This window comes from Ligilactobacillus sp. JN-6 (Y).1 (assembly GCF_058111525.1).
The window spans coordinates 2,304,382-2,324,952 of record NZ_CM176599.1 but is presented as its reverse complement, the minus strand read 5'-3'; the positions used below and the strand labels follow the sequence as shown (position 1 = coordinate 2,324,952).

At 40.1% G+C, this 20,571-nt stretch carries 17 protein-coding genes and 1 pseudogene; 14 read left to right on the top strand and 4 right to left on the bottom strand.

Annotated features, from left to right (window positions below):
* The first annotated feature begins 2 nt into the window (after positions 1 to 2).
* From AC3XNE_RS10870 to AC3XNE_RS10815, 12 genes are all read left to right on the top strand, one after another.
* Entirely contained in the window at positions 3 to 491 is a 489-nt protein-coding gene (locus tag AC3XNE_RS10870) for a phage tail tube protein (RefSeq protein WP_489832090.1), read from the top strand.
* A 107-nt stretch (positions 492 to 598) separates the two neighbouring features.
* Positions 599 to 1,063: a hypothetical protein gene (locus AC3XNE_RS10865; RefSeq protein ID WP_489832089.1), complete on the top strand. Its 465-nt coding sequence runs from the start codon at positions 599 to 601 to the stop codon at positions 1,061 to 1,063.
* Between the two features lie 5 nt (positions 1,064 to 1,068).
* Positions 1,069 to 1,695, top strand: coding sequence for a Gp15 family bacteriophage protein (locus AC3XNE_RS10860; protein WP_489832088.1), 627 nt, complete (start codon positions 1,069 to 1,071; stop codon positions 1,693 to 1,695).
* A gap of 2 nt (positions 1,696 to 1,697) precedes the next feature.
* Positions 1,698 to 5,864, top strand: a complete 4,167-nt coding sequence (locus AC3XNE_RS10855; protein ID WP_489832087.1) for a tape measure protein — start codon at positions 1,698 to 1,700, stop codon at positions 5,862 to 5,864.
* A complete protein-coding gene (locus tag AC3XNE_RS10850) occupies positions 5,861 to 6,709 on the top strand; it encodes a phage tail domain-containing protein (protein ID WP_489832086.1) in 849 nt (282 codons plus the stop codon). The genes AC3XNE_RS10855 and AC3XNE_RS10850 overlap by 4 nt, the downstream gene beginning before the upstream one ends.
* Before the next feature lie 13 nt (positions 6,710 to 6,722).
* On the top strand, positions 6,723 to 8,288 hold the full coding sequence (locus tag AC3XNE_RS10845; protein ID WP_489832085.1) for a phage tail protein: 1,566 nt from the start codon (positions 6,723 to 6,725) through the stop codon (positions 8,286 to 8,288).
* Positions 8,288 to 10,183 carry an SGNH/GDSL hydrolase family protein gene (locus tag AC3XNE_RS10840; RefSeq protein ID WP_489832084.1) on the top strand — a complete coding sequence of 632 codons (1,896 nt, stop codon included), beginning with the start codon at positions 8,288 to 8,290 and terminating at the stop codon, positions 10,181 to 10,183. Before AC3XNE_RS10845 ends, AC3XNE_RS10840 begins: the two co-directional genes overlap by 1 nt.
* Before the next feature lie 66 nt (positions 10,184 to 10,249).
* On the top strand, positions 10,250 to 10,666 hold the full coding sequence (locus AC3XNE_RS10835; RefSeq protein ID WP_489832083.1) for a hypothetical protein: 417 nt from the start codon (positions 10,250 to 10,252) through the stop codon (positions 10,664 to 10,666).
* On the top strand, positions 10,666 to 10,956 hold the full coding sequence (locus tag AC3XNE_RS10830) for a hypothetical protein (protein WP_489832082.1): 291 nt from the start codon (positions 10,666 to 10,668) through the stop codon (positions 10,954 to 10,956). The genes AC3XNE_RS10835 and AC3XNE_RS10830 overlap by 1 nt, the downstream gene beginning before the upstream one ends.
* The gene (locus tag AC3XNE_RS10825) at positions 10,943 to 11,218 is read left to right on the top strand and encodes a phage holin (protein WP_489832081.1); all 276 of its coding nucleotides are present in this window, start codon (positions 10,943 to 10,945) and stop codon (positions 11,216 to 11,218) included. Before AC3XNE_RS10830 ends, AC3XNE_RS10825 begins: the two co-directional genes overlap by 14 nt.
* Positions 11,199 to 12,497, top strand: a complete 1,299-nt coding sequence (locus AC3XNE_RS10820; protein WP_489832080.1) for a LysM peptidoglycan-binding domain-containing protein — start codon at positions 11,199 to 11,201, stop codon at positions 12,495 to 12,497. The genes AC3XNE_RS10825 and AC3XNE_RS10820 overlap by 20 nt, the downstream gene beginning before the upstream one ends.
* A 1,004-nt stretch (positions 12,498 to 13,501) precedes the next feature.
* A complete protein-coding gene (locus tag AC3XNE_RS10815) occupies positions 13,502 to 13,984 on the top strand; it encodes a GNAT family N-acetyltransferase (protein ID WP_489832079.1) in 483 nt (160 codons plus the stop codon).
* 364 nt (positions 13,985 to 14,348) lie between these two features.
* On the opposite strand, the pseudogene AC3XNE_RS10810 reads toward AC3XNE_RS10815, so the two are convergent.
* Positions 14,349 to 15,115, bottom strand: a pseudogene (locus AC3XNE_RS10810) (amino acid permease); the annotation flags it as partial.
* A gap of 273 nt (positions 15,116 to 15,388) precedes the next feature.
* Between AC3XNE_RS10810 and AC3XNE_RS10805 the strand changes: the two are divergent.
* On the top strand, positions 15,389 to 16,123 hold the full coding sequence (locus tag AC3XNE_RS10805) for a phosphotransferase (RefSeq protein WP_489832078.1): 735 nt from the start codon (positions 15,389 to 15,391) through the stop codon (positions 16,121 to 16,123).
* Between the two features lie 215 nt (positions 16,124 to 16,338).
* On the top strand, positions 16,339 to 16,896 hold the full coding sequence (locus tag AC3XNE_RS10800; RefSeq protein ID WP_489832077.1) for a DNA-3-methyladenine glycosylase I: 558 nt from the start codon (positions 16,339 to 16,341) through the stop codon (positions 16,894 to 16,896).
* Between the two features lie 92 nt (positions 16,897 to 16,988).
* On the opposite strand, the gene AC3XNE_RS10795 is transcribed toward AC3XNE_RS10800, so the two are convergent.
* The 3 genes from AC3XNE_RS10795 to rpsD form a co-directional block, all read right to left on the bottom strand.
* Entirely contained in the window at positions 16,989 to 17,486 is a 498-nt protein-coding gene (locus tag AC3XNE_RS10795) for a universal stress protein (protein ID WP_489833413.1), read from the bottom strand.
* An 870-nt stretch (positions 17,487 to 18,356) separates the two neighbouring features.
* Positions 18,357 to 19,631, bottom strand: coding sequence for a replication-associated recombination protein A (locus tag AC3XNE_RS10790; protein WP_489832076.1), 1,275 nt, complete (start codon positions 19,629 to 19,631; stop codon positions 18,357 to 18,359).
* Between the two features lie 197 nt (positions 19,632 to 19,828).
* Positions 19,829 to 20,437 (bottom strand): 30S ribosomal protein S4, encoded by a 609-nt coding sequence (gene rpsD, locus AC3XNE_RS10785; protein WP_489832075.1) that lies wholly within the window; start codon positions 20,435 to 20,437, stop codon positions 19,829 to 19,831.
* Positions 20,438 to 20,571: the final 134 nt, after the last annotated feature.

Genomic DNA, 20,571 nt, shown 5'->3' with positions numbered 1-20,571 from the left:
ATATGGCTGAAGAAATGCCTACAAGTACTGGCGAATTTACCCTAAATTATGAAAATAAATACGAAATTGACATCCTTTCGCATAAGACATTAGCTGATGTTGAAGAGGCACAGTTTGTACCTATTGCTGGCGGTGTTAATAGCGCTACACCATCATATAACGAAACGTCTAACAATGATGAATATTATGATGGAGAAGGCTGGCAAACAACTGATGTTACCGCTAAGCGTTTGCAACTGCAATTTGCAGGGCATCGTAAACAAGGCGATGTAGGTCAAGATTATGTTGTGTCTAAGCAATATTCAATCGGTCCTGATTTGAAGACGTTGTTCCGCTGGACTGCAACAGACGGTACAGTATTGACTAGTGTTATTAACATGTCTGCGATTGTACCTTCTGGTGGTGCACCAGGGGCTAAGCAGACATTCTCGTTTAACGCAGATTTTTGCGGCAAGCCAGACATCAAACATCCAGACGACTCGGGAAAATAACAACCCCGATCGTCGACCAAGGCGCGGTCGGGGAAACCAAGCTAGAAGAGTAATTTAATAAAAAAACAGAGACGAGTAAAAGTGAGACGAAAAAGGAGATCAAAATAATGGTTTTAAAACTTAACATTGATGAACAGATCCAAAATGAAGCTGAAATTACAATTGCGGGTAAAAATCGCACAGTTGCTTTTAACGATGAATTTCGTGAAGCAGCAATCGAAACGTTAGCTCAGATTTATGAAATTTTGAAAGATGTTGATGAGCTGATGAAGGAAGACAAAGACGGCAATTTTAAATTTAATAATCTTTCAGTTGACGAGCAGAAAAATAAATATAACGGCATGATGGCTCAAATGCGTGATTGTGCGATCGCTTTCTTTGATCGTTATTTAGGTGAAGGCTCGGGTCAGCAGATATTTGAACATTATCATTCAGACACCATGGCAATCATGAAAGCTATCGGTATCTTACGCGATCAGGCAGATGAATTGTTGGCAAATGATAATCGCGAAACTCGTCGTGCCAAAAAGAAAGAATACACGAAAAACGGTAAAGTTAAAAGTAAGCGGTGATGTAAGTGCTAAGCTTAACAGACAATTCGCAAGATGAGATCAAACATAACGGTCATGTGTATGTGCCTAACTTGTGTTTCGATAACGTCCTACAATTTTATAAATTAATGGACGATGATGATGTAAGTCAATCGGACAAAGTGCTGTTTGCTTTTGAGTCTTTCTATGGGCAAGAAGCGCTTGAACACGTGGTTGATAATGAAGATACTGACTTTTTAATTGAAGCGGTGCAGATTGTGACTGATTACATTAATGAGGATCCATACGGACAACTTCAGACCGGGGCGGGTAGCGATACACCTAACCGGTCTTTTTCTTATATACAGGACGCTGAAATGATCTATGCAGGTTTTATGCAACAGTATGGTATTGATTTAGTTGAACAGCAGGGCAAAATGCACTGGGACAAATTTAAGGCATTATTGCACGGCTTGACTGATAAGACATTGTTCAAGCAGATCATTCAGATTCGCGAAACTGAAACAAGTGGCATCGAGGACCAAAAAGAGCTGCAACATGTACAGGAACTGCAAAGCTATTACGCCTTAACAGAAGGCTTGTCCGTTGAAGATCAAGAACAATCACAAGATGATATATTTGCCGGTATTGTTGGCGCAGTGGAAGGAGGTTAGACATGGCAAGCGATGGAAGAATAAGAATTGATATAGACATGGCCGTTGATAAAGCCATGCAAGAGGCTAACAAAGTTGACAAGCGCCTTGAATCAATCGGTCAAGGCACTGGCGATCAGTTAAGTGAAGATTTCAATGCGAATGCTGAAAAGGTATCTGATAAATCAAGCTCAACTTCTAAGAAAGTCCAAGATGATTTTTCAGATCCTGTTAAACAAAAACTAGAGGCCGATGACAGCAATTTAAGCGAGAAAGTCGCTAGTGCTAAAACCTCACTTGAAAAGCTCCCTGACGAAGAAATAACGCGTTTGAAAGCAGATGCCGAAGATGCAGGCATTACTGATTTCGACAAATTACTGGAAGCTTTGCCGGAAGAAGAGATCACCAAATTATTGGCTAAAGCTGAAAAAGGCGAAGTTATTGATTTCGATGAGTTACTGTCATCTCTCCCTGAAGAGACACGTACTGCACTGTTAGCCGATGCCGAACGTGGTGAAGTGACCGGCTTTAGTAACTTAATTGATGAAGTACCCAAGAAAAAAGTCACTGACTTAAAAGCTGATGCTGAAGAACATGGCATTGTTGACTTCGATAAATTACTTCAAAAACTGCCTAAAAGTGTACGCACCAAGTTAGAGGCTATGGCCGAAGAAGGCGAAGTAATCGACTACGAAAAACTTTTGCGGTCAATACCAACAAAATATCTGACAGAACTTGAATTGAATGATAATGCCAGTGAAGGTCTTCGCAATATTCAAAGCGAGGCTGAAGAAACTCAAGGGAAGTTCAGTCGTTTAAAAGATATTATTAAAGGTTCATTTATCGGTGGTGCAGTCTTGCAAGGTGTATCTGCTATTGGTGGATACCTAAAAGATACAGCAGGAGAAGCAATGAACGCTTCTGATGCTATGCAAGGCTTCCAATCCACAATGGAGTTAGCTGGTAAAAGCAGTAAGACAATTAAAGCAGTTGGCAAAAGGGTTAAAAAGTATGCTGATGAGACGGTGTATGATCTGCAAGACGTGTCCGGCACGACCGCCCAGCTAGCTGCGAATGGCGTTAAAGATTATGAGAAGGTGACCGAGGCGGCTGGGAACCTAACTGCGGTTGCTGGCGGAACGAAGGATGATTTCAAATCCGTCGCCCAAGTCATGACCCAAACTGCTGGTGCTGGTAAGTTGACAACAGATAACTGGAATCAGTTAGCTGATGCTATACCTGGTGCTTCTGGCAAATTACAAGAGGCCATGAAGAAAAACGGTGCCTATACTGGTAACTTCCGTGACGCAATGGCAGATGGCAAAATCAGTGCTGGCGAGTTCGATAAAGCTATTGAAGAGCTTGGCATGACTGATAAGGCTAAAAAGTATGCCAAAGGGACTGCTGCGTTTGAAGGTGCATTTGGTCACTTAAAAACTGCGGTCGTTAATGGCCTGAAAGCCATAATCGACGCTATCGGCAAAAGTAACATCACCGGCGCAATTAATGGTCTAGCTGGGGGAGCGTCTAAAGCGTTTGGGTTGATCGTTAAAGCGGTTGGACCAGTTAAGCATGCGTTTAGTGACCTCAGTAAAATTATTTCACCGATTGGAAAAATAATCGGCACGATTGCCAAAGGAGCATTCAGTGTGTTTGCTGATATTATCGGTGACGTAGTAGATGGTATAAAGTCGCTCAAAGATAATGCAAAAGACAGTGAAGGCCCGGTTAGTGCTATCGCTAAGACACTAGAGAAACTGGCTGATCACCAAAAGGCTTTGACCCTAGTCGGCAAAGCAATCGGAATTATTGGCACAGCTTTATTTGCACTAAAGGGAACAGCTAAGATTGTCGATAGTGTGACTACTGCACTTACCGCCATCCCAAAAGTTATTGGTGGTATCTCAGGTGCATTTGATCTACTAGGTACTTCATTATTGCTCAATCCCATAACATGGATTGCTGGAATAATCATTGCGGTTGGCTTGGCATTCTATGAAGCTTACAAGCATATCAAGCCGTTTCGTGATGCAGTTAATAAAGTAGGCAAGGCTATCAAAGAAGGGCTTGGAAAGGCATTTGCTTGGATCAAAAAGAACTGGAAACATGTTGGCTCATATATTGTTAATCCAGTAGGGACTGCTATCAGTGATCTTTATAAGCATAACCCTAAATTCAGAAAATGGGCAGATTCAGCCGTTAGAGGCATTAAGGTTGGCTTTGAATCGATCGGCAAATGGTTCAGTAATCTTTGGGGCGGTATTACAAAAGGTGCTAAAGTCGGTTGGGACGCTATTAAGACAGTAGTCAGTTTTGGTGCTAAAGTGGTTAAGGCTGTTGCACTCGCTCCTATCGTTTTAATTGCATCAGTGATCGTTGCTGTATGGAATTCAATTAAAAAACCTACTACTAAATTTTGGAACTGGATGAAGTCAAAGATTAGTGGTATTGCTAAAACAATTAAAAATACAGTAACTGGGTGGTTTAATGCTTTGAAGAAATCAGTTACATCCATTTGGAACGGCATTAAATTCGTCACTGCTAAAGTTTGGAACCCAATTAAAGGCTTTGTTGTCAAAGCTGCTAAGGCTATTTGGAAAGGCGTTAAGAATACATTTAATGCTCTGAAGAAATCGATCAGTCATATTTGGGGTGGAGTCAAGTATATAACGCATAAGGTTTGGAATCCATTACATGATTGGTTAGGCAAGAAGGCTGGAAAAATTGGCAAATCTGTTTCAGGTAAATTCACTTCTCTGAAAAAAGGCCTCGGCAACATCATGGACGATATTTCTAAGAAGTGGAAAAGAACTTGGAACGGGATTGCTGATTTCTTTAAGGACATCTGGAAATCAATTAAGAGACACGGTAAAAATGGTATCAATGGTGTCATTGGCTTTCTGAATGGTGGTATTGGTGGAATTAACAAAGTTATCCACACATTTGGTGGACCTAAAAAAGCTATTCATGAAATCAAGGGATTGAAGTCTGGTGGTTCCGGTTATAAAGGTATCGCCCAAGTTAATGACGGCAACGGTGAAGAGGCTATCCTCAAGGGTGGCCAAGCTTATAAAGTCACTGGTAAGAATGCTTATGTCAATTTGGAAGGCGACGAAACAGTCGTCCCACATGAGGCCTCCCGCTCGATGTTTGGTGAATCTATCGCACATTATGCTGGCGGGTCAAAGAATTGGTTCAGCTCATTGACCGGTTGGGTCAAAGATAAGTGGGACGGTATCGTCAATTTTATCAAGCATCCGATTAAATCGCTGGGTAATATCGTAACTAATGCGATGGGACGTATCAGAGGCTCGGAATTGGTTACTAAAGTTACACCAGCCTTAGGTCATGGCTTAGTCAAAGGTATTTCTGGCGCATTCGTTAAAATGCTCAAGAAGTTGAAGAATAAACACGATGAAGACAAAGATGCACCAAAAGGCGCTGGTGTACAACGCTGGAAAGGCCAAGTAAAAGATGCCTTGAAAGCCAACGGTTTGTCTACTAGCTCTGATATGGTAAACAAAGTCTTGCGTCAGATCGCCACTGAATCAGGTGGGAACGAAAAAGCAGTACAGGGTAACATTGGCGATATTAACAATAAAACCGGTGACCTTGCTAAAGGGTTAATGCAAACAATTTCTACCACATTCAACGCTAATGCGTTTAAAGGACACCACAACATTTTTAATGGTTATGATAACTTACTTGCTGCTTTACGTTATGCGAAAAAGCGTTATGGCTCTAGCCTGTCGTTTCTAGGCAATGGGCACGGCTACAACGAGGGCGGACATCCCAAATATCCACAATTAGCTTGGTTGTCTGAACATAACCCTGAGTATGTAGTCAATGCACGAAAAGACAGCGCTGATGGTTTGTTGATGGACGCTATGAACGAGCGTGCAGCGTTTGCGCCTAATTCGTTGAGTGCCAAGATTGCCGGTGTGGTTAGAAGTGTACAGGCTTCTAATGGGACGACGGTACAACCAACGCTCACAAAAGTCGGTGGAAATGTCGGCCGGGAAAGCAAAGCAGAACAACCTAATATTGACGGTGATATTAGTATCAATGTCAACTTAGATAGTCAGACGATCGGACGTGCCACATATCCAACGACTAAAGCCATGATGGCCGGCCAGTTGAGTATTGTTAATAATGGCGGTTCGATACTTAATGGAGGTGTACAGTATTGAGTTTCGCAGAAATGAAATATCCGTCTAGCATCGTAGTCGTTCGAAAAGATGGGACAACTTACGATTTAGGACCAATGGGCTTTCATGTTAAGACGTTCGACCCGCCTTCTGCTAATAATACACATACCTTCCAACAGATCGGACGACATGGCGCAGAACTTCTTAATTCAGAAGCCGGACAAATTACAATACCGCTGGTACTGGATATTATGGCTTACGACATTCAAGACTTCGAATTGAAGCGTATGAAACTCAGTCGGATATTTTCGACGCAAGAAGAGTTCTACGTGTCGACTGTTAGAATGCCTTATTTGCGATGGAAGGTCATTGCTGAGGCGTTTACCATGCCTCAATTAAACAGTTACTGGAAAGCCAGCGGAGTCACGATCAACTTGGTTTGTGCAGAAGGCTATGCTGAATCGGTAGGGACTACTATGGACCCCTTCACGTATAAGGCCGGTGTCTGGGGCATGGGAAATTTTCTACCTTATGGCAAGGATCTCAAATACAAATGGAATACCTCACCAATCAAGATCTACAATGCTTCGACTATCCCATTATTAGCGGAGGAACATCCAGTTAAGATAACTTTCAAAGGTAACGCATCAAATGGTATTAGACTGCGAAACAAAACAACGGGGCAAGCGATTGAAATCAAGCATGCGTTGAAAAAGTCTAACGAAGTTGTTTGGTACGGCCTAGTCCCGGTTATTGATGGTAAGCAGCGTTATGGCAATACATGGTCCAACCATGGTTACCTTGACTTTGCAGTCGGATGGAACAAGCTTGAATTGACTGGTGCTAGTGAGTTTGAAATATCGTTCGATACACGTTTTTATTATTAGGGGGGGTGATAGATTGCTTCAATTAAAGAACACCAATGGCGGTTATGGTGATGAAACAGCTATTCGAGCTGATAACGTCGCTATAACGCAAACACTGGGCAGTTTATCGACCTTGCAGTTTAGCTTCGTCGCAGACGAGATGAATGCAGTCGGTGCTGATATGATGGTGCCACGGACAATAATTACTGAACCAGAAACTGGACAAATGTTTCGGATAGTAATAAGTAATCCAGTGCCGAGTAACAAATATCGAGTCTACACCGTTACGGCTAATCATGTCGGCGGTGACTTGCACGATATTCAACATGAAGAGAGATACACTAAAACTCAGACACTGAAAAAGTGTATGGATCTGGTAGTCAAAGGCACAGACTTCAAATATAAAATTGAAGATGATTTTTCGAATTATTCTTTCAGCGAATCGTTTGGGACTGGCTATGCCGATGAACTATTGCAGCAGTTAGCGAACGATTTCAAGTTCGAATATTATTTTGATAATTACACGATCCATATTGCTAAGAGCATCGGAAAAACCGGTGCTTTTTTGTTTGTGGACGGAAACAACGTGGAAAAAATCTCGTTCAATGAAGATTATTCAACACTCAAAACTTACATGAAAGGCTATGCTGGTAAGTCTGACGAGAAAACAGGCGTCTACCCTATTAGCGCTTCGTATACCAGCCCACTGGCGTCACAGAACCATTGGGGCACAATATGGGGCGACATTTACACCAATGAGAACATGACTAAGCGGGGACTAGAAAAAGCCCTCAAGGAAAAAGTCCATGATTATCCTGACGTGCAATATAGCTTGGAGTATGTGAACTTTAGCAAAAATCTGCAAGGTTTCAAGAATGATTCAAGCGTGGGCAACTACGGCTACTTGCGTGATCGCTATGGCATAGATGTTCAAGTCCGAGTACAATCTCGCACGATCTACCCACAAGATTCAAAAAATAGCGGATCAATCACTTTTGGAAACACAACATTTGACCCGATCGTTCTACAAAATCAGTTGCGTAAGGGCTGGCAGGATAATGTCAAACTGGGGCAGACGTTAAAAAGAAGCGTGAATGATGCTTCTGATAAGGCTATACGTGCATGGAACTCTCGCCTGGTTGCTCAACCAGTTGTCTCTCGGTCTGCGTCAGTTGCCTCTCGGTCTGCGATGGTACAAGCTAATGATGAAGATGATGAACCAGTGTATACTTTGACCCTGCCAGCAGATAACCCGCTTGAATTGCCTGAAGGCACACAGATACTGGTTGAAACAGATGCTAAGGCGGTTAAGGGGTTAGAGAGAGCTATCCAGAAAGGACAGTCCATATATGGCATAGCAACACCTGACAGCAATGGGTTGATGTCCGCTGGCGATAAGTCCAAGTTGGACAAACTCAAAGAATATAAGCCTGCTACGTCTAAAACATCAGGTCTGATGTCAAAGGACGATAAAGCTAAGCTGGATAGTCTGAACGCTGAGCCGGTCAAAAGCATAAAGATTATAGATTCTAAAACAAAAATGACCTACCAGCTGACAGTAGCTGATGGTCAAATCGAATTAACGGAGGTTGATAGATAGTGGCAATTTTTGAAGAAGAAAGTCAATCTTTTCAGGATGAAAGTTATCGCGCCCATTTAGACCGCAATTGGAGTAACGGAAATAAAAAAATAGAAGCCCAAGATAAACGAATCAATGGGTTAGGCAATATAAGATATTATGGGGCAAATGAGGTTACTCAAGCACGTATCGGAGTTGATGGCACTAAGCATGACACCTTGAATGGCCGACTCGATGATAATGAGCTCGAAGTACAGGGCGCACGTGGCAAATTCGATAATTTGAGTCTGCGTGAAGAAGCCCAAGACAAACAAATTGAAAAGAAAGCAGATGAGACAGAAGTAGCAACTAAAGCTAACATTACTTATGTCGATTCTCTGATCAGCAGTATCACTAACGGAAAACCTAAAGGCCTGTTTTATTCGTTAAGTGCATTAAATGCCCAATATCCTAACGGGACAACTGGAGTTTATCTAGTCTTTGACAGTTCGTTTAAAGACGGTGCACACAGCTATGTTTGGGATCCAAACAAGAGCGCCTGGAGTGATCTAGGTGCCTATCAGTCTGATTATATTCCACACAAAGCAAGAAGTGCCATGCTTGTCACAAAAGGCATTGTCAACGTCAACACTTCGAAAAAGAGGTTGGAGTTCGATGGCCATTACTTAGCGATCACAGATGGATATCAACAGTATCAGATGGATGGCTATGCCAACTCGAATTTCTCGGTCGCTTTAGATGGTTTTTTGGTTTTTGACACCAATAAAAATGCTTTAAAAATGATAGCTAGTCAATCCGAAGCGTTAGAAACAGACCTGTTGCTTGGCTATCTATACTTCGATAAAGGGAACTTTTATATCAATACTTTATTTACAGTGGACGGTACTTCTAACCTTCCTAAACGAAGTATAGTAAATAACCAAGTGACCAACATTAATAAGCCGTGCATAATTACCACTTATGGTGAAATTGTGATCGATACAGTCAATCGAAAAATTATTTTTCCGAATGCAAATACAATTGCTTTAACGTATGGACTGACCAAGGTAAATCTAGCTAGTACGTATAAAGGCAAAGAGTTCGATGCTAGTTTTAATGGGTCGAGTGCCGGTTGGTTATATGCTGATCCGTTTCAAAAAATAATCAAAACTGATAAAGATGAGCTCGATGAAAATTGTTATTTGCTAGGCGCTATCTGGTGGGACAAACTTAAATTTGACCTAAACTTCGAGTTTAAGATCAACGGCGCTGATTATCATACCAGGCTCAAAGGACCTAAAACAATTGCGGCGCTTGGGGATAGTCTCACTTATGGAATTAAAAGAGGAAATAACAGAACTACTCCTTATACTGATTTCTTGCCTAAGTATACAGGCTCTACAGTCACTAACTACGGGGTTGCAGGAACACGCGTTCAAATTGATGATACACGAACAGATAGTTTTGTTGAGCGGATTCCAAGTGTCGCACAGTCGGATATTCTGATTATTTTCGGTGGAATGAATGACTATCGGGGGAGCTATCCTTTAGGTGATGTAGCAGAAGTTGACACTGAACTAGCCGATCTAGATACTCATAGTTTTACAGGTGCAATGGAATACTGCATTAATTATTGGCTAAACAAATATCCACAATCACAGATTTTTCTTGTAACGATCCCTTTACAAAAAAAGGATGAGAAGCACAGCTTTGTGGCCAACAAGCTTGGCATATACCAGAAAGATTACAATGACAAAATTGTAGAATTAGGACAGCGTTACAGCTTACCCGTGGTAGATATGTGGCAGTTAGGGATCTCACCTTTTAATGCAGCACAAGCAAATTACTGGATGGGTGATAAAATGCACTACAAGAGCGGTGCGTATGATAAGATCGCACAGTTTATTGCGGGTAAAATCAAAGAGCATTTAAATTAATCATGGTCGTCTCTGAAATTGAGGACGGCTATTTTTGTGCAGAAAAAGGGAAGGAGCGAAGAGAATGTGAAAGATAAAAAAGTGCTAACGATAAAACAGAGATTCGTTCGCAATCGAAATATTATTAGTAAGGCGTTCACGACATTTGTGTTCGCTTTATTTATGTGGCACGGGAAGTTTCAAGAATTGAAAGGTGCGCCGGCACAGAACAATTATTATGTCGTACGTCATGCTTTTGACAGTGGGTTACTGGAACTGATCGTGATACTCACCTTATTTGGCCTATATGTAGCTTTTAGCAAGCATCACTATGTTAAAGGCAAAGTTATCTTTCTTGTAATCGGCATGGGCATTTGGACGGGTTATTTGGCGTTATTCATCTATCGTGATTATTTGCTATCACAAATGTTCACTATGCAAACAGCATTGGTCTTTTCAAACGCAGTGAGTTTCTGGATCGATATATTGGCAGGTGATTTCTAATGCAGACAGGAATCTGGGTCGCATTGATCACACTCATCGGTGGGATTGGCGGTGCATTGATCACGCTTAGGGGGAATTGGCGTAACAGTGATGTAGACATCATGAAAGAACTTAGACAGGCTAATAACGACCTTAAAGCCACTAACAAAGAGTTGATGGAAGTTCGCAAAGAAAATTTACAACTACATGCCAAATTAGACGACATGCAAGAAACTATTGACGACATGACCAAAGAGGTTAAGCGACTAACAAGTTTAGTGAAAGGAGTACAACAGAATGAAGAAGTTTGAAATTAAAAAGCTGTTTAGCATTCTGAAAGACAAGGATGGTTCGTGGAACGGAAAACAAATTGCTGGTTTGTTGTCCCTATTGGTTGTTTTGATCCAGCAAAGTATGACACTGTTTGGCATCAACTTTCCAATTGATTGGCAAGGAATTGTTAATATCCTGAACACGCTGCTGGTTATTCTTGGTTTACTAGGTGTGGTTACTGGGGATAGTAAGGTTATCATCCCTGGAGAGGGGGATAAAAGTGAAGAGAAAACTAAATAGATGCTTGTTAGGAGTGATTACCGTTTTGGGATTGCTCTTTTTGTTTGGCACAAATGCCAGTGCTAATACTACTCGTAACTTAATCGGTGACTTTTCAAGTTATCAAGGATCGACTACTTCATACATGCAACAATTTAAGAATCGGGGCATGAAAGGCGCAATTGTTAAGACTGGTGGACATGGCGGCGGTGAAGGTTACCATTATCAAAACCCGAAAGCATCAGCTCAATTAGCCAGTGCTTCACGTATTGGATTAAACGTTGGCACGTATTTTTGGGGACAATTTGGTGGTAGTCAATCAGACGCTAAGTTGTCTGCTCAAATGGCAGTTAGCGACGCCCAGCGTGTAGGACTAAAAAAAGGTAGCCTGATTGCTTTAGATTATGAGGCTGGTGCTAGTTCATCAAAATCAGCTAATACACAAGCTATTTTTGCTTTTGGCGATTATGTCAAGTCACAGGGATATAAATTTGCATTGTATACTGGTTCAAGTTATCTGAAAAATTATATTGACATCAATGCATATGGTAAGCGTTATGGCACATCAATTTGGATCGCCAATTATAAGACTATGTCATTACAGACTGGTCCAGACTTTAATTGGTTCCCAAGTTTTCCGTATATTGCGATGTGGCAGTTCGGATCAAATTGGTATGGTATTGATGGTAGTGTTGATTTAGTAGGCTTTATGGGAAAAACTAGCGGAGACGTTAAAAACAACACTCCTGTTAAACCTGTAACGCCTAATAAATCCAACCAAACTAATGCTAAAAATACCACTTACAAAGTGGTTTCTGGCGATAGTTGGTGGGGCATTGCTAATAGAGTTGGGTTAGATATGTACCAGTTAGCAAAACTCAATGGTAAGACGATCAACAGTGTTATCCACCCTGGACAAGTGTTAAAGATTAAAGGGACTATTAAAAATAATGCTAAACCTGTTGCCAAAAAGGTTAAGACTAGCTCAAGTACCAAGGCTTACACCGTTAAGCCAGGGGACACTTTAAGTGGAATCGCATCACGTTACGGAACTTCTGTAAATCGTTTAGCACAGTTAAATGGCATCGTTAATACTAATGCAATTTATCCAGGACAACGATTGACCGTTAATGGATCTGCAAAGGCAAAGCAAACTGCTGGGCGTTATAGAATCGTGCAACGTGGCGATAGCCTTAGTCGCATTTCAACATTGACTGGGTACTCAATTAGTTATTTGCAGTCAAAAAACGGTATACGCAATGCAAACTATATTTATCCAGGTCAGCATATTTACTACTAAAATAAAGCTCACTCCGTTTGGGGTGGGCTTATTTTTTATACAAAAAAGCTCTGTATGAGCAACACACAGAGCAAGACACTAGCGATAACGAGCTAGATAAACGACACCAAAGATTGACATAACGGTGTTTAAGAAGTGACCAAGCTTCTTAATATAGGGATAATAACCCCGTTCAATACAAACTAATACTATACCAGCATAGGCATATCTGTCAACGAGAACATATTATCGAATTTGCTTTTTTTATTTACAGATTAATAGTAAAATTATTAATGGCTTAGCGTTGACCAGCGCATTCTATAAGCCACAGGGGGTGACAACTCTGTTCAATACGATTGGCCAATTTTTAATTGGCGTGTTTTCGAGCGTAATTGCATACTTAATCCAGCGTGTTCTGGATAAATTATTTGATAAACGTTCGAAATAGCGACCAAGAACCTATAGAGATGTGGAAGCAAGCGGCCCAACATCTTTTAGGTTCTTTTTATTATAGCATTTTTAACCGTTTAAATAAATTGAACTAATTTAAAAGCCCCGGATCGCTCCGACGCTTGTTTTTTTAATTAGCACAAATTAAAAGGGCGGTCCATGTCGGATCGTCCTTATTTTATTATTCTATTTTTGACCTTGAAATTGACCCCGTTCTTATAAACTATAACAATGGCTAACGTGTACAATCTTTTGCTCTTATTCCTATTAATAAGACCAACAATAAACAACGAGCTGTTACAATATTTATTGAATAAAATGGAAGGGTCTGTAGGGTAATTATTTATATATAAGCTCTAAGCTTTGGTGTGACTACGCTTGGAGCTTTTTTACTTCTCTTAAAAAAACAATGAACCTCAGTTTGAACGCCATTTATTATTAAAAGTTATCCATGAATGTGTCGAATTTCATCGTAGTTTCTTTTTTCTTATATTTGACTACAAAAGAACCTTTAGCCAAGGGACAATAAAAATGGTAGAATAACTGTGTTACAAGGAAAGTAGGGAAAGCAAAAGATGGAGATCAGAGGGATCCAGCCAGCAGACTATGCACTTGTTGATGATTTGCTGGAATCACTGGGCGACTCAAAAAAGCATTTAGGGCAACAAGCAGCTAAATTGCGGCAAGTTAAAAATTATCGACCCATATTAGAGGTCGTCAGCGAAGAAGACGGCAAGATCACTGGTACCGCTAGTTTGCACGAAATCACGGTAAATGACGTTGTTTGTCTGATGATGGGGTCTGTTTTAGAGGTCAATGGGAAAACGGCGGAATTGATCAGCGCTTTAAAACAGCTTGCATTTCAGTCTGGGTATCGCTTTATCGTTTGGCAGCAATTTGATAAGAATGACCCGGAAAAATTTGGGTTTAAACCTGCTGCAGACTATCACTTATATTTATCAGGTGAACAAGGTGGAGATGAAAAACTCTATGTTTGTCAGCTTGTAAAAGGCAGTTTAAATGATATTTCAGGTGAAGTTGAATTCTCGAGTGAATAAAATTTGCACAGTAATTGTATGGTACGCTTGTTTTAACGGTCACTTTGCTCAAAAACAGCAACTTTTGTTAAAGGCATTATCAAGTTATTGCCAACAAAACCTGTGTGATAATCCTTTAAAAGATATCATAACTTAAAAGCTCTGAACCGATTTTTTCGGACCAGAGTTTTTTTAAATGTTTATTTAACTGTCTTGTGTCGTAGCAGTGGGTTTTCTGCGTCCAATGACCCATATTAGCAAAACAGCTAAAACAGCGATCGTTATGATCATGGCTATTTTTCCACCAAGATGCGTACCTCCAAACCAATCCATGGCAACAATTGTGATGAAGGTCGTGCCTATCATGAGTGGACCACTGTCTTTGGTCGAAGGCCAAGCCATATTCTACTTCACGTTTCCTGATCAAAACCAAGACGGCGCCTGATCCAATTAAGGTCACCAGAGCAATGAAGTTTATGCTAAGTTCATACCCCCACGTACCGGAATAAGTTGCGACATCTTGCGGTGCTATACCAAAGAGGGTGGCAACAGCAGTAACAACTAGTAATAATGATCCAGCGAGGTATCCAAGCTTATCATTCTTGATAAAAACGTATTCGGACAGATATTTTTCGCCAGTGTCTGAAATCAACAGTCTTGTCATTGCATCTAATAAAACTGCAAGTAGAGCACACATGAAGAAGACTGAAGTCCAAGCATCTAAGTACATAAATAGTTTGCCAACTCCGTATTGCTGACCTAACGCTTGACATCTATAATAATCACCATTCATTTTCAAATCATTTGGCAAGCGGTTTGCGCCAAAGAAGATACCTAACAAAAAAGGACCAAGGATCATTAAAAAGGTTGTCATCAAGGCTCAGGTGATCATTGCTTTTGGAAATTCGGTCTTAGTCTTTCGCATCTGAGTTACAAAAGGAGCGACTAACACAGCACCATTGACGGCGTATATCAATAAACCGATAGTTGTTAAATATTTAAGGTCAAATTTTGGCAAAAGTGTATCAATATTCATAAGTCGGGTTACCATGTATCCCCCAGATCTTACCAAACCGACGATAGACATGAATACGAACAACACACAGTAATACCAAACATGGCGGAACCACCGATCGTCGACAATATTTCCATTTAGATAATGCAACTATGTAGTGATAGTAGCCCAAAAGTTTTCTGCAAGCTGTTGTGCACTCTTAATAATCTTAATAAGCTACTCTTAACTAGAGCTTTGTGCAATGAAAATTTACTAGAATTATCCCCCATAAAGTATTTCTACAAAGACAGAAAAATGCTTCATAAGTGGTATTATTACTGAGCTAAAGCAGTTAAGGGAGGGAGTAATTCTTGCAGCTGATTATTTTTTCAAGTAAGATTAAAGTAATAATTGTCGGGGGAGGCTAGTAAATGGATAATGTTTTGATCGATTTTCTAAATGATTATTATAATGCACAATTTAAAAAGATCCATGACGTTGCAGGAAATCAACATTTAACTGGGTATAGCCATTATTACAAGACAGATTTGTTTATCAAGATTTTTAAGGATCAAGAAATGTTTTATGCAGAACAACATGTGGATCAAGTCTACTGTCCAGATATTTTTATTGGTACGGTGATTTTTGGAGATAATTATGTAGTTGTTTTGAGAGATAGAGAACTAAAAGAAGCTAAACAAGAAAATTTGGATGCTGAAACTGCATATATCTATGGGAGGCTTTTAGCCGAATTCCACAATAATTTGACTGGTAAAGTTAGCGTCCCACAGTCAAATGAACCCTTGTCAACGCAATTGAAGTTTAAAATGGATTCATTGAATGATAAAAATCATCAACAAAAAGCAAAACAAGCGCTCAAGGCGATTGAAGGTGATCTGTCGGCCGCCGATCAAGAATTTGCAAAGCTTAAGAAAGTCGTTTTACACGGAGATTTTAGTATTCGTAATATAACGAATTACCAAGGAAAATACATTTTGCTCGATTTTGAAAGAGCACACATCGGTTGCCAATATGAGGATTTTATCAAGTTTTTCTTTTATGAAGTTAAAGATAAAAAAATGAGGCAGAGCTTTATTGCGGGTTATCAGTCATTGCTCGAATTTGAGATTCCGCAAAAAGCTTGCCAGCAAACATTGCTTTTTTGACAGCTTTAGAGATCTATAATTTTCACGAGTCACATGGACAAGAAAAATTTGGTGATATGGCTGATCAAATGCTGAGGACAGTCACTGATGGGGTACCTGTGCTTGAAATTTAGTGTGATCTTTGCATAACTTTTAATATTTTGAAAATCTTTGATCAAAAGCGTAAATTATTTCGTATTTATATTGATCAAGGTTAGATAATTGGGGGGTTATTTATGACAGTTTGTGGTTGGGCTTTCGAGGCAAAAGAAAACATGCAGGTTTACCATGCTAAAGAGTGGGGGAAAGAAACTCACGATGAACGTTTGTTATTTGAAATGTTGAGTTTGGAATTGATGCAGGCTGGTCTAAGTTGGCAGACAGTTTTAGATAAAAGACAGACTTTTAAGCATGACTTTTGTGATTTCGAATCGGAAAAGATCGTGCACTTAACTGAGGATGAGTTAAATGCGATCAGCCAAGACCCGCAGATCATTCGCAACCGACGGAAAATCAATGCAATAGTTAATAATGCAAATGTGGTTGACAGTATGCATCGGCACGGAAAAAGCCTAGATGAAATATTTTGGGGCTACGTTGACTATCGACCGCTCATAGGACACTGGCGTCATGCACAAGACGTACCCGCTAAATCTTCGTTATCAGAGCAGATATCGAAAGATCTTAAAAAGATGGGCTTTAAGTTCGTGGGCCCCACTATCGTTTATTCATATCTGCAAGCAATTGGAATAATTAATGATCATTTGGAATCTTGTAAATATAAGTATCTTTAAGAACAGCAATAATAACTTGAATGATCAAAAAAGCCGCTTGGTTCAAGCTCTTTTCAACGAACTTGGACCAAACGGCCTTATTTATTCTTATGTTAATCTTCTTGTTTTGAACGTTGCTCTTTGCTTAAGGCGAGTTTGTTGTCTAAATCGGTACGAACAACTAAAACATCAGACTTCGAATTTCTTGTCACATATTCGGTCACAGATCCAACGAGTATCCGCTCAACTGCATTTAAACCAGTCGCACCGATCATTATCAGATCAATATTTTTTTCTTGCGGCAAGTCTTTAGCGATAATAACTTTTGGTGCACCATACTCGATCGAATAATCAATGTTTTTAATGCCTTGTTTTTTAGCATCCTCAATGTAGCCGTGAATTGTTTTTTTGGCAGTATCAGTAACTTCTTCTACCATCGCTGTATCGAAACTGGAAATATTTTGAAAGGCTCTAGTATCGACAACGTGGACTAAGTGGATCGAACTATTTTCACCGTTTCTTTTAGCAACGCTAACAGCTTTTTCAAACGCAAGTTCAGCTTCATAGGAACCGTCAACCGGTACTAAGATATTTTGATATGTTTGCAACATCATGCTCACCCTTTCTTTACCTTCAACTATATTCTAACTATTTTATAAGAAAAAAGAAAGTGAAACCGATTAAGTAATCAAAATTACAGAGTGTAACCCCATAATACAAAGGGTACGACGAACGTGCAAAGAACATCAAGAAAAACTGCTGTTATTAATAACCAGGTCGGAGTGTAGAAAATGACTAAGATCGTTAAGAGACTACAGAACAACATAAACACCCCAAAATAAGTGCAAAATAATTTTAAGCCACGTTCTTTTTGAGGGTCAAAAACAAGGAAAGGGCGGGCACGGTTAAGAAATAAGTAGGCTCCGATAACCAACATGCTCAATGCTAGTATAGAAAGTAAAATAGTAATTGCAAAGTCCATAAAAATCTCCTTGAAAATTAGTTTAAGTCTTTTAGTTTATTCCAGCATATTTTAAATCAAAAAAGTTTTTAGTAGAATTGGAATTTTTTCTAAAAACTATGCGACTGTATGAAAAAAAAGAGTGCCGGTACAAATATATGGAAATTTAACTAAAAAAAACGGCCCAGAATATCTAGACCGTTGCAAAGAAAAACTTTGCGTATTCCGTCGGCACCGTTAATCACCTCTGTAGTTGAACCCGCGATCAAGCAGGAATGTCGTTCTATGTCTGTTTGTGGGACTCAAGTGAAATGAGTATGCCAGACGCAGACATTTGAACAACAATAGTAATGAGAATTGTTCGGTCAACCTTACATTTATGAGGTAAGGCGTATGCCACAGAACTCGTAATTATATTAACATAAAGCGCTGTCTCACGCAATTCTTTCCAGACCATTAGAGACAAAATTGAAATTGAATGCCATTTTGAACGCTGCTTTGACACACATCCTAAACAAGATCACTTTTTTTGTGCTTGACGTAAAAGCTCATACTGTTTCTTATATGCCTGTTCGATCTTACCATTTTCTTTCGGATGATAGTATTGTTTATTCTTGATCTTGGCAGGAAGATAATTTTGTTTTACCCAATCATGTGGAAAGTCATGCGGAAATTTATAATCATTCCCATGTCCTAGTTCAGCAGCACCCTGGTAGTGGGCATCTTTCAATTTATCCGGTATGTCCCCATAACTTCCTTGTCGGACGTCTTCGATCGCTGCATCAATTGCAGTAATAGCTGAGTTTGATTTAGGAGAAATACATAATTCGATCACAGCATTAGCTAGCGGGATCCGTGCTTCTGGTAAGCCTATTTTTTCTGCCGCTGTTACCGCAGAAACAGTCCTAGCAGCAGCAGCAGGGTTTGCTAAACCAATATCCTCATAAGCAATTGTCAAAAGTCTGCGGTTTACAGAAATCAAATCGCCAGCCTCTAAGAGACGTGCTAGGTAATGTAGAGCAGCGTCAGTATCTGAACCACGGATCGATTTTTGGAAAGCTGAAATAACATCGTAGTGTGCATCGCCATCTTTGTCTTGTACTAAGGCTTTGCGTTGCAGGCATTCTTCAACGATGGCCAAATCAATGTATATCTTACCATTGCTAGGGTCAGGTGAGGTAGATCTTGCGGCTAATTCTAGAGCATTTAATGTACTGCGTAAATCTCCATGTGTGGCTTGAGTTAGATGAGTCATAGCTTCAGCAGTTAATTCAATATTCATTTTTCCTAACCCATTTTGTGTATCTGTTAAGGCGCGGTCAATGGCTTGATGGATGTCATCTTCTGTTAAAGGCTTTACTTCGTAGATCTGTGTTCTACTGCGGATCGCTGGGTTGATAGAGATATAAGGATTTTCTGTTGTTGCACCGATCAAGATAATACTACCTTTTTCTAAATGGGGTAATAGGAAGTCTTGTTTTGGCTTAGTCAAACGATGAACCTCATCGAGCATTAGGATCACGGTCCCACTCATTTTTGCTTCTTCGGCGATGACCTCGAGGTCTTTTTTTGAATCAGTTGCGGCATTCAAAGTTCTGAAAGCGTATTTCGTTGAACCTGCGATCGCGCTGGCTATACTGGTTTTACCTGTTCCTGGAGGTCCGTATAAGATCATAGAAGATAACGATCTAGCTTTGACCATGCGATCAATGATCTTGCCGGGTCCGACGAGATGTTTTTGACCGACAACATCTTCGATTCTTTGAGGCCGCATACGATAAGCTAATGGTTTCAAAATTTCTCCTCCTTTCCTAGTTTTGCAAATAAAATTGTATAATGCACATAATGACTCGTTTGGTTTTTAGTGTCGTTGGTTAATTTCGCTAAAGGTCTTGTTTCAAGGTATTGTATTACGCAAAATTAAAACACTCCCGAATACGATTATAAAACTGTACAAAAAAAGCCCGCATAGCGAGCCTTTTATTACTAACATTAACCAAGTTGGTTGTAGTATTCAACGATCAGTGCTTCATCAATGTTTGCATCGAGTTCGTCACGTTCTGGCACACGTACGAGTGAGCCTTCCATTTTGTTGTCATCAAATGAAACAAAGGCTGGACGACCCACAACAGCTTCCAAAGCATCCTTTACAACCTGCAAGTTCATTGAGCGTTCACGTAAGGAGACGACTTGACCTGGTCTTACTTCGTACGAAGGGATGTCAAGACGCTTGCCATCGACAGTAATATGTCCATGGTTAACAAGTTGACGAGCCTGACGACGAGTAGTAGCCAAGCCTAAACGGTAAACAACGTTGTCCAAACGACGTTCGAGCAAGATCATGAAGTTGTCACCGTGCTTACCTTCACGAATCTTACCAGCCTTGATAAACAAATTGTAAAATTGACGTTCTGACAAACCGTAAGTCAAACGTAACTTTTGTTTTTCTTGTAACTGCAGACCGTATTCGGAAAGTTTACGACGATTGTTTTGACCATGTTGACCTGGTGCATAAGGACGACGAGCTAATTCTTTACCTGTACCGGAAAGAGAAACGCCAAGACGACGTGAAACTTTCCATGATGGACCTGTATAACGCATATTAAAGTTCCTCCAATAAATTTTTTGGAGTAAAATAATCCGTGTGAACTTAGTATTCGTGCAGTTCATTCTAGGGTTTCGCTCTTGCAGCCGAAGAGTTACTTGCTAAACCAAAATTTGGCAACAAACTGTTG

What these genes read in the sequence shown, in the direction of transcription:
- AC3XNE_RS10870 (WP_489832090.1), top strand. Translation starts at nt 3, where the DNA reads ATGGCTGAAGAAATGCCTACAAGTACTGGCGAATTTACCCTAAATTAT.
- AC3XNE_RS10865 (WP_489832089.1), top strand. Translation starts at nt 599, where the DNA reads ATGGTTTTAAAACTTAACATTGATGAACAGATCCAAAATGAAGCTGAA.
- AC3XNE_RS10855 (WP_489832087.1), top strand. Translation starts at nt 1,698, where the DNA reads ATGGCAAGCGATGGAAGAATAAGAATTGATATAGACATGGCCGTTGAT.
- AC3XNE_RS10830 (WP_489832082.1), top strand. Translation starts at nt 10,666, where the DNA reads ATGCAGACAGGAATCTGGGTCGCATTGATCACACTCATCGGTGGGATT.
- AC3XNE_RS10825 (WP_489832081.1), top strand. Translation starts at nt 10,943, where the DNA reads ATGAAGAAGTTTGAAATTAAAAAGCTGTTTAGCATTCTGAAAGACAAG.
- AC3XNE_RS10815 (WP_489832079.1), top strand. Translation starts at nt 13,502, where the DNA reads ATGGAGATCAGAGGGATCCAGCCAGCAGACTATGCACTTGTTGATGAT.
- AC3XNE_RS10805 (WP_489832078.1), top strand. Translation starts at nt 15,389, where the DNA reads ATGGATAATGTTTTGATCGATTTTCTAAATGATTATTATAATGCACAA.
- AC3XNE_RS10800 (WP_489832077.1), top strand. Translation starts at nt 16,339, where the DNA reads ATGACAGTTTGTGGTTGGGCTTTCGAGGCAAAAGAAAACATGCAGGTT.
- AC3XNE_RS10795 (WP_489833413.1), bottom strand. Translation starts at nt 17,486, where the DNA reads ATGTTGCAAACATATCAAAATATCTTAGTACCGGTTGACGGTTCCTAT.
- rpsD (WP_489832075.1), bottom strand. Translation starts at nt 20,437, where the DNA reads ATGCGTTATACAGGTCCATCATGGAAAGTTTCACGTCGTCTTGGCGTT.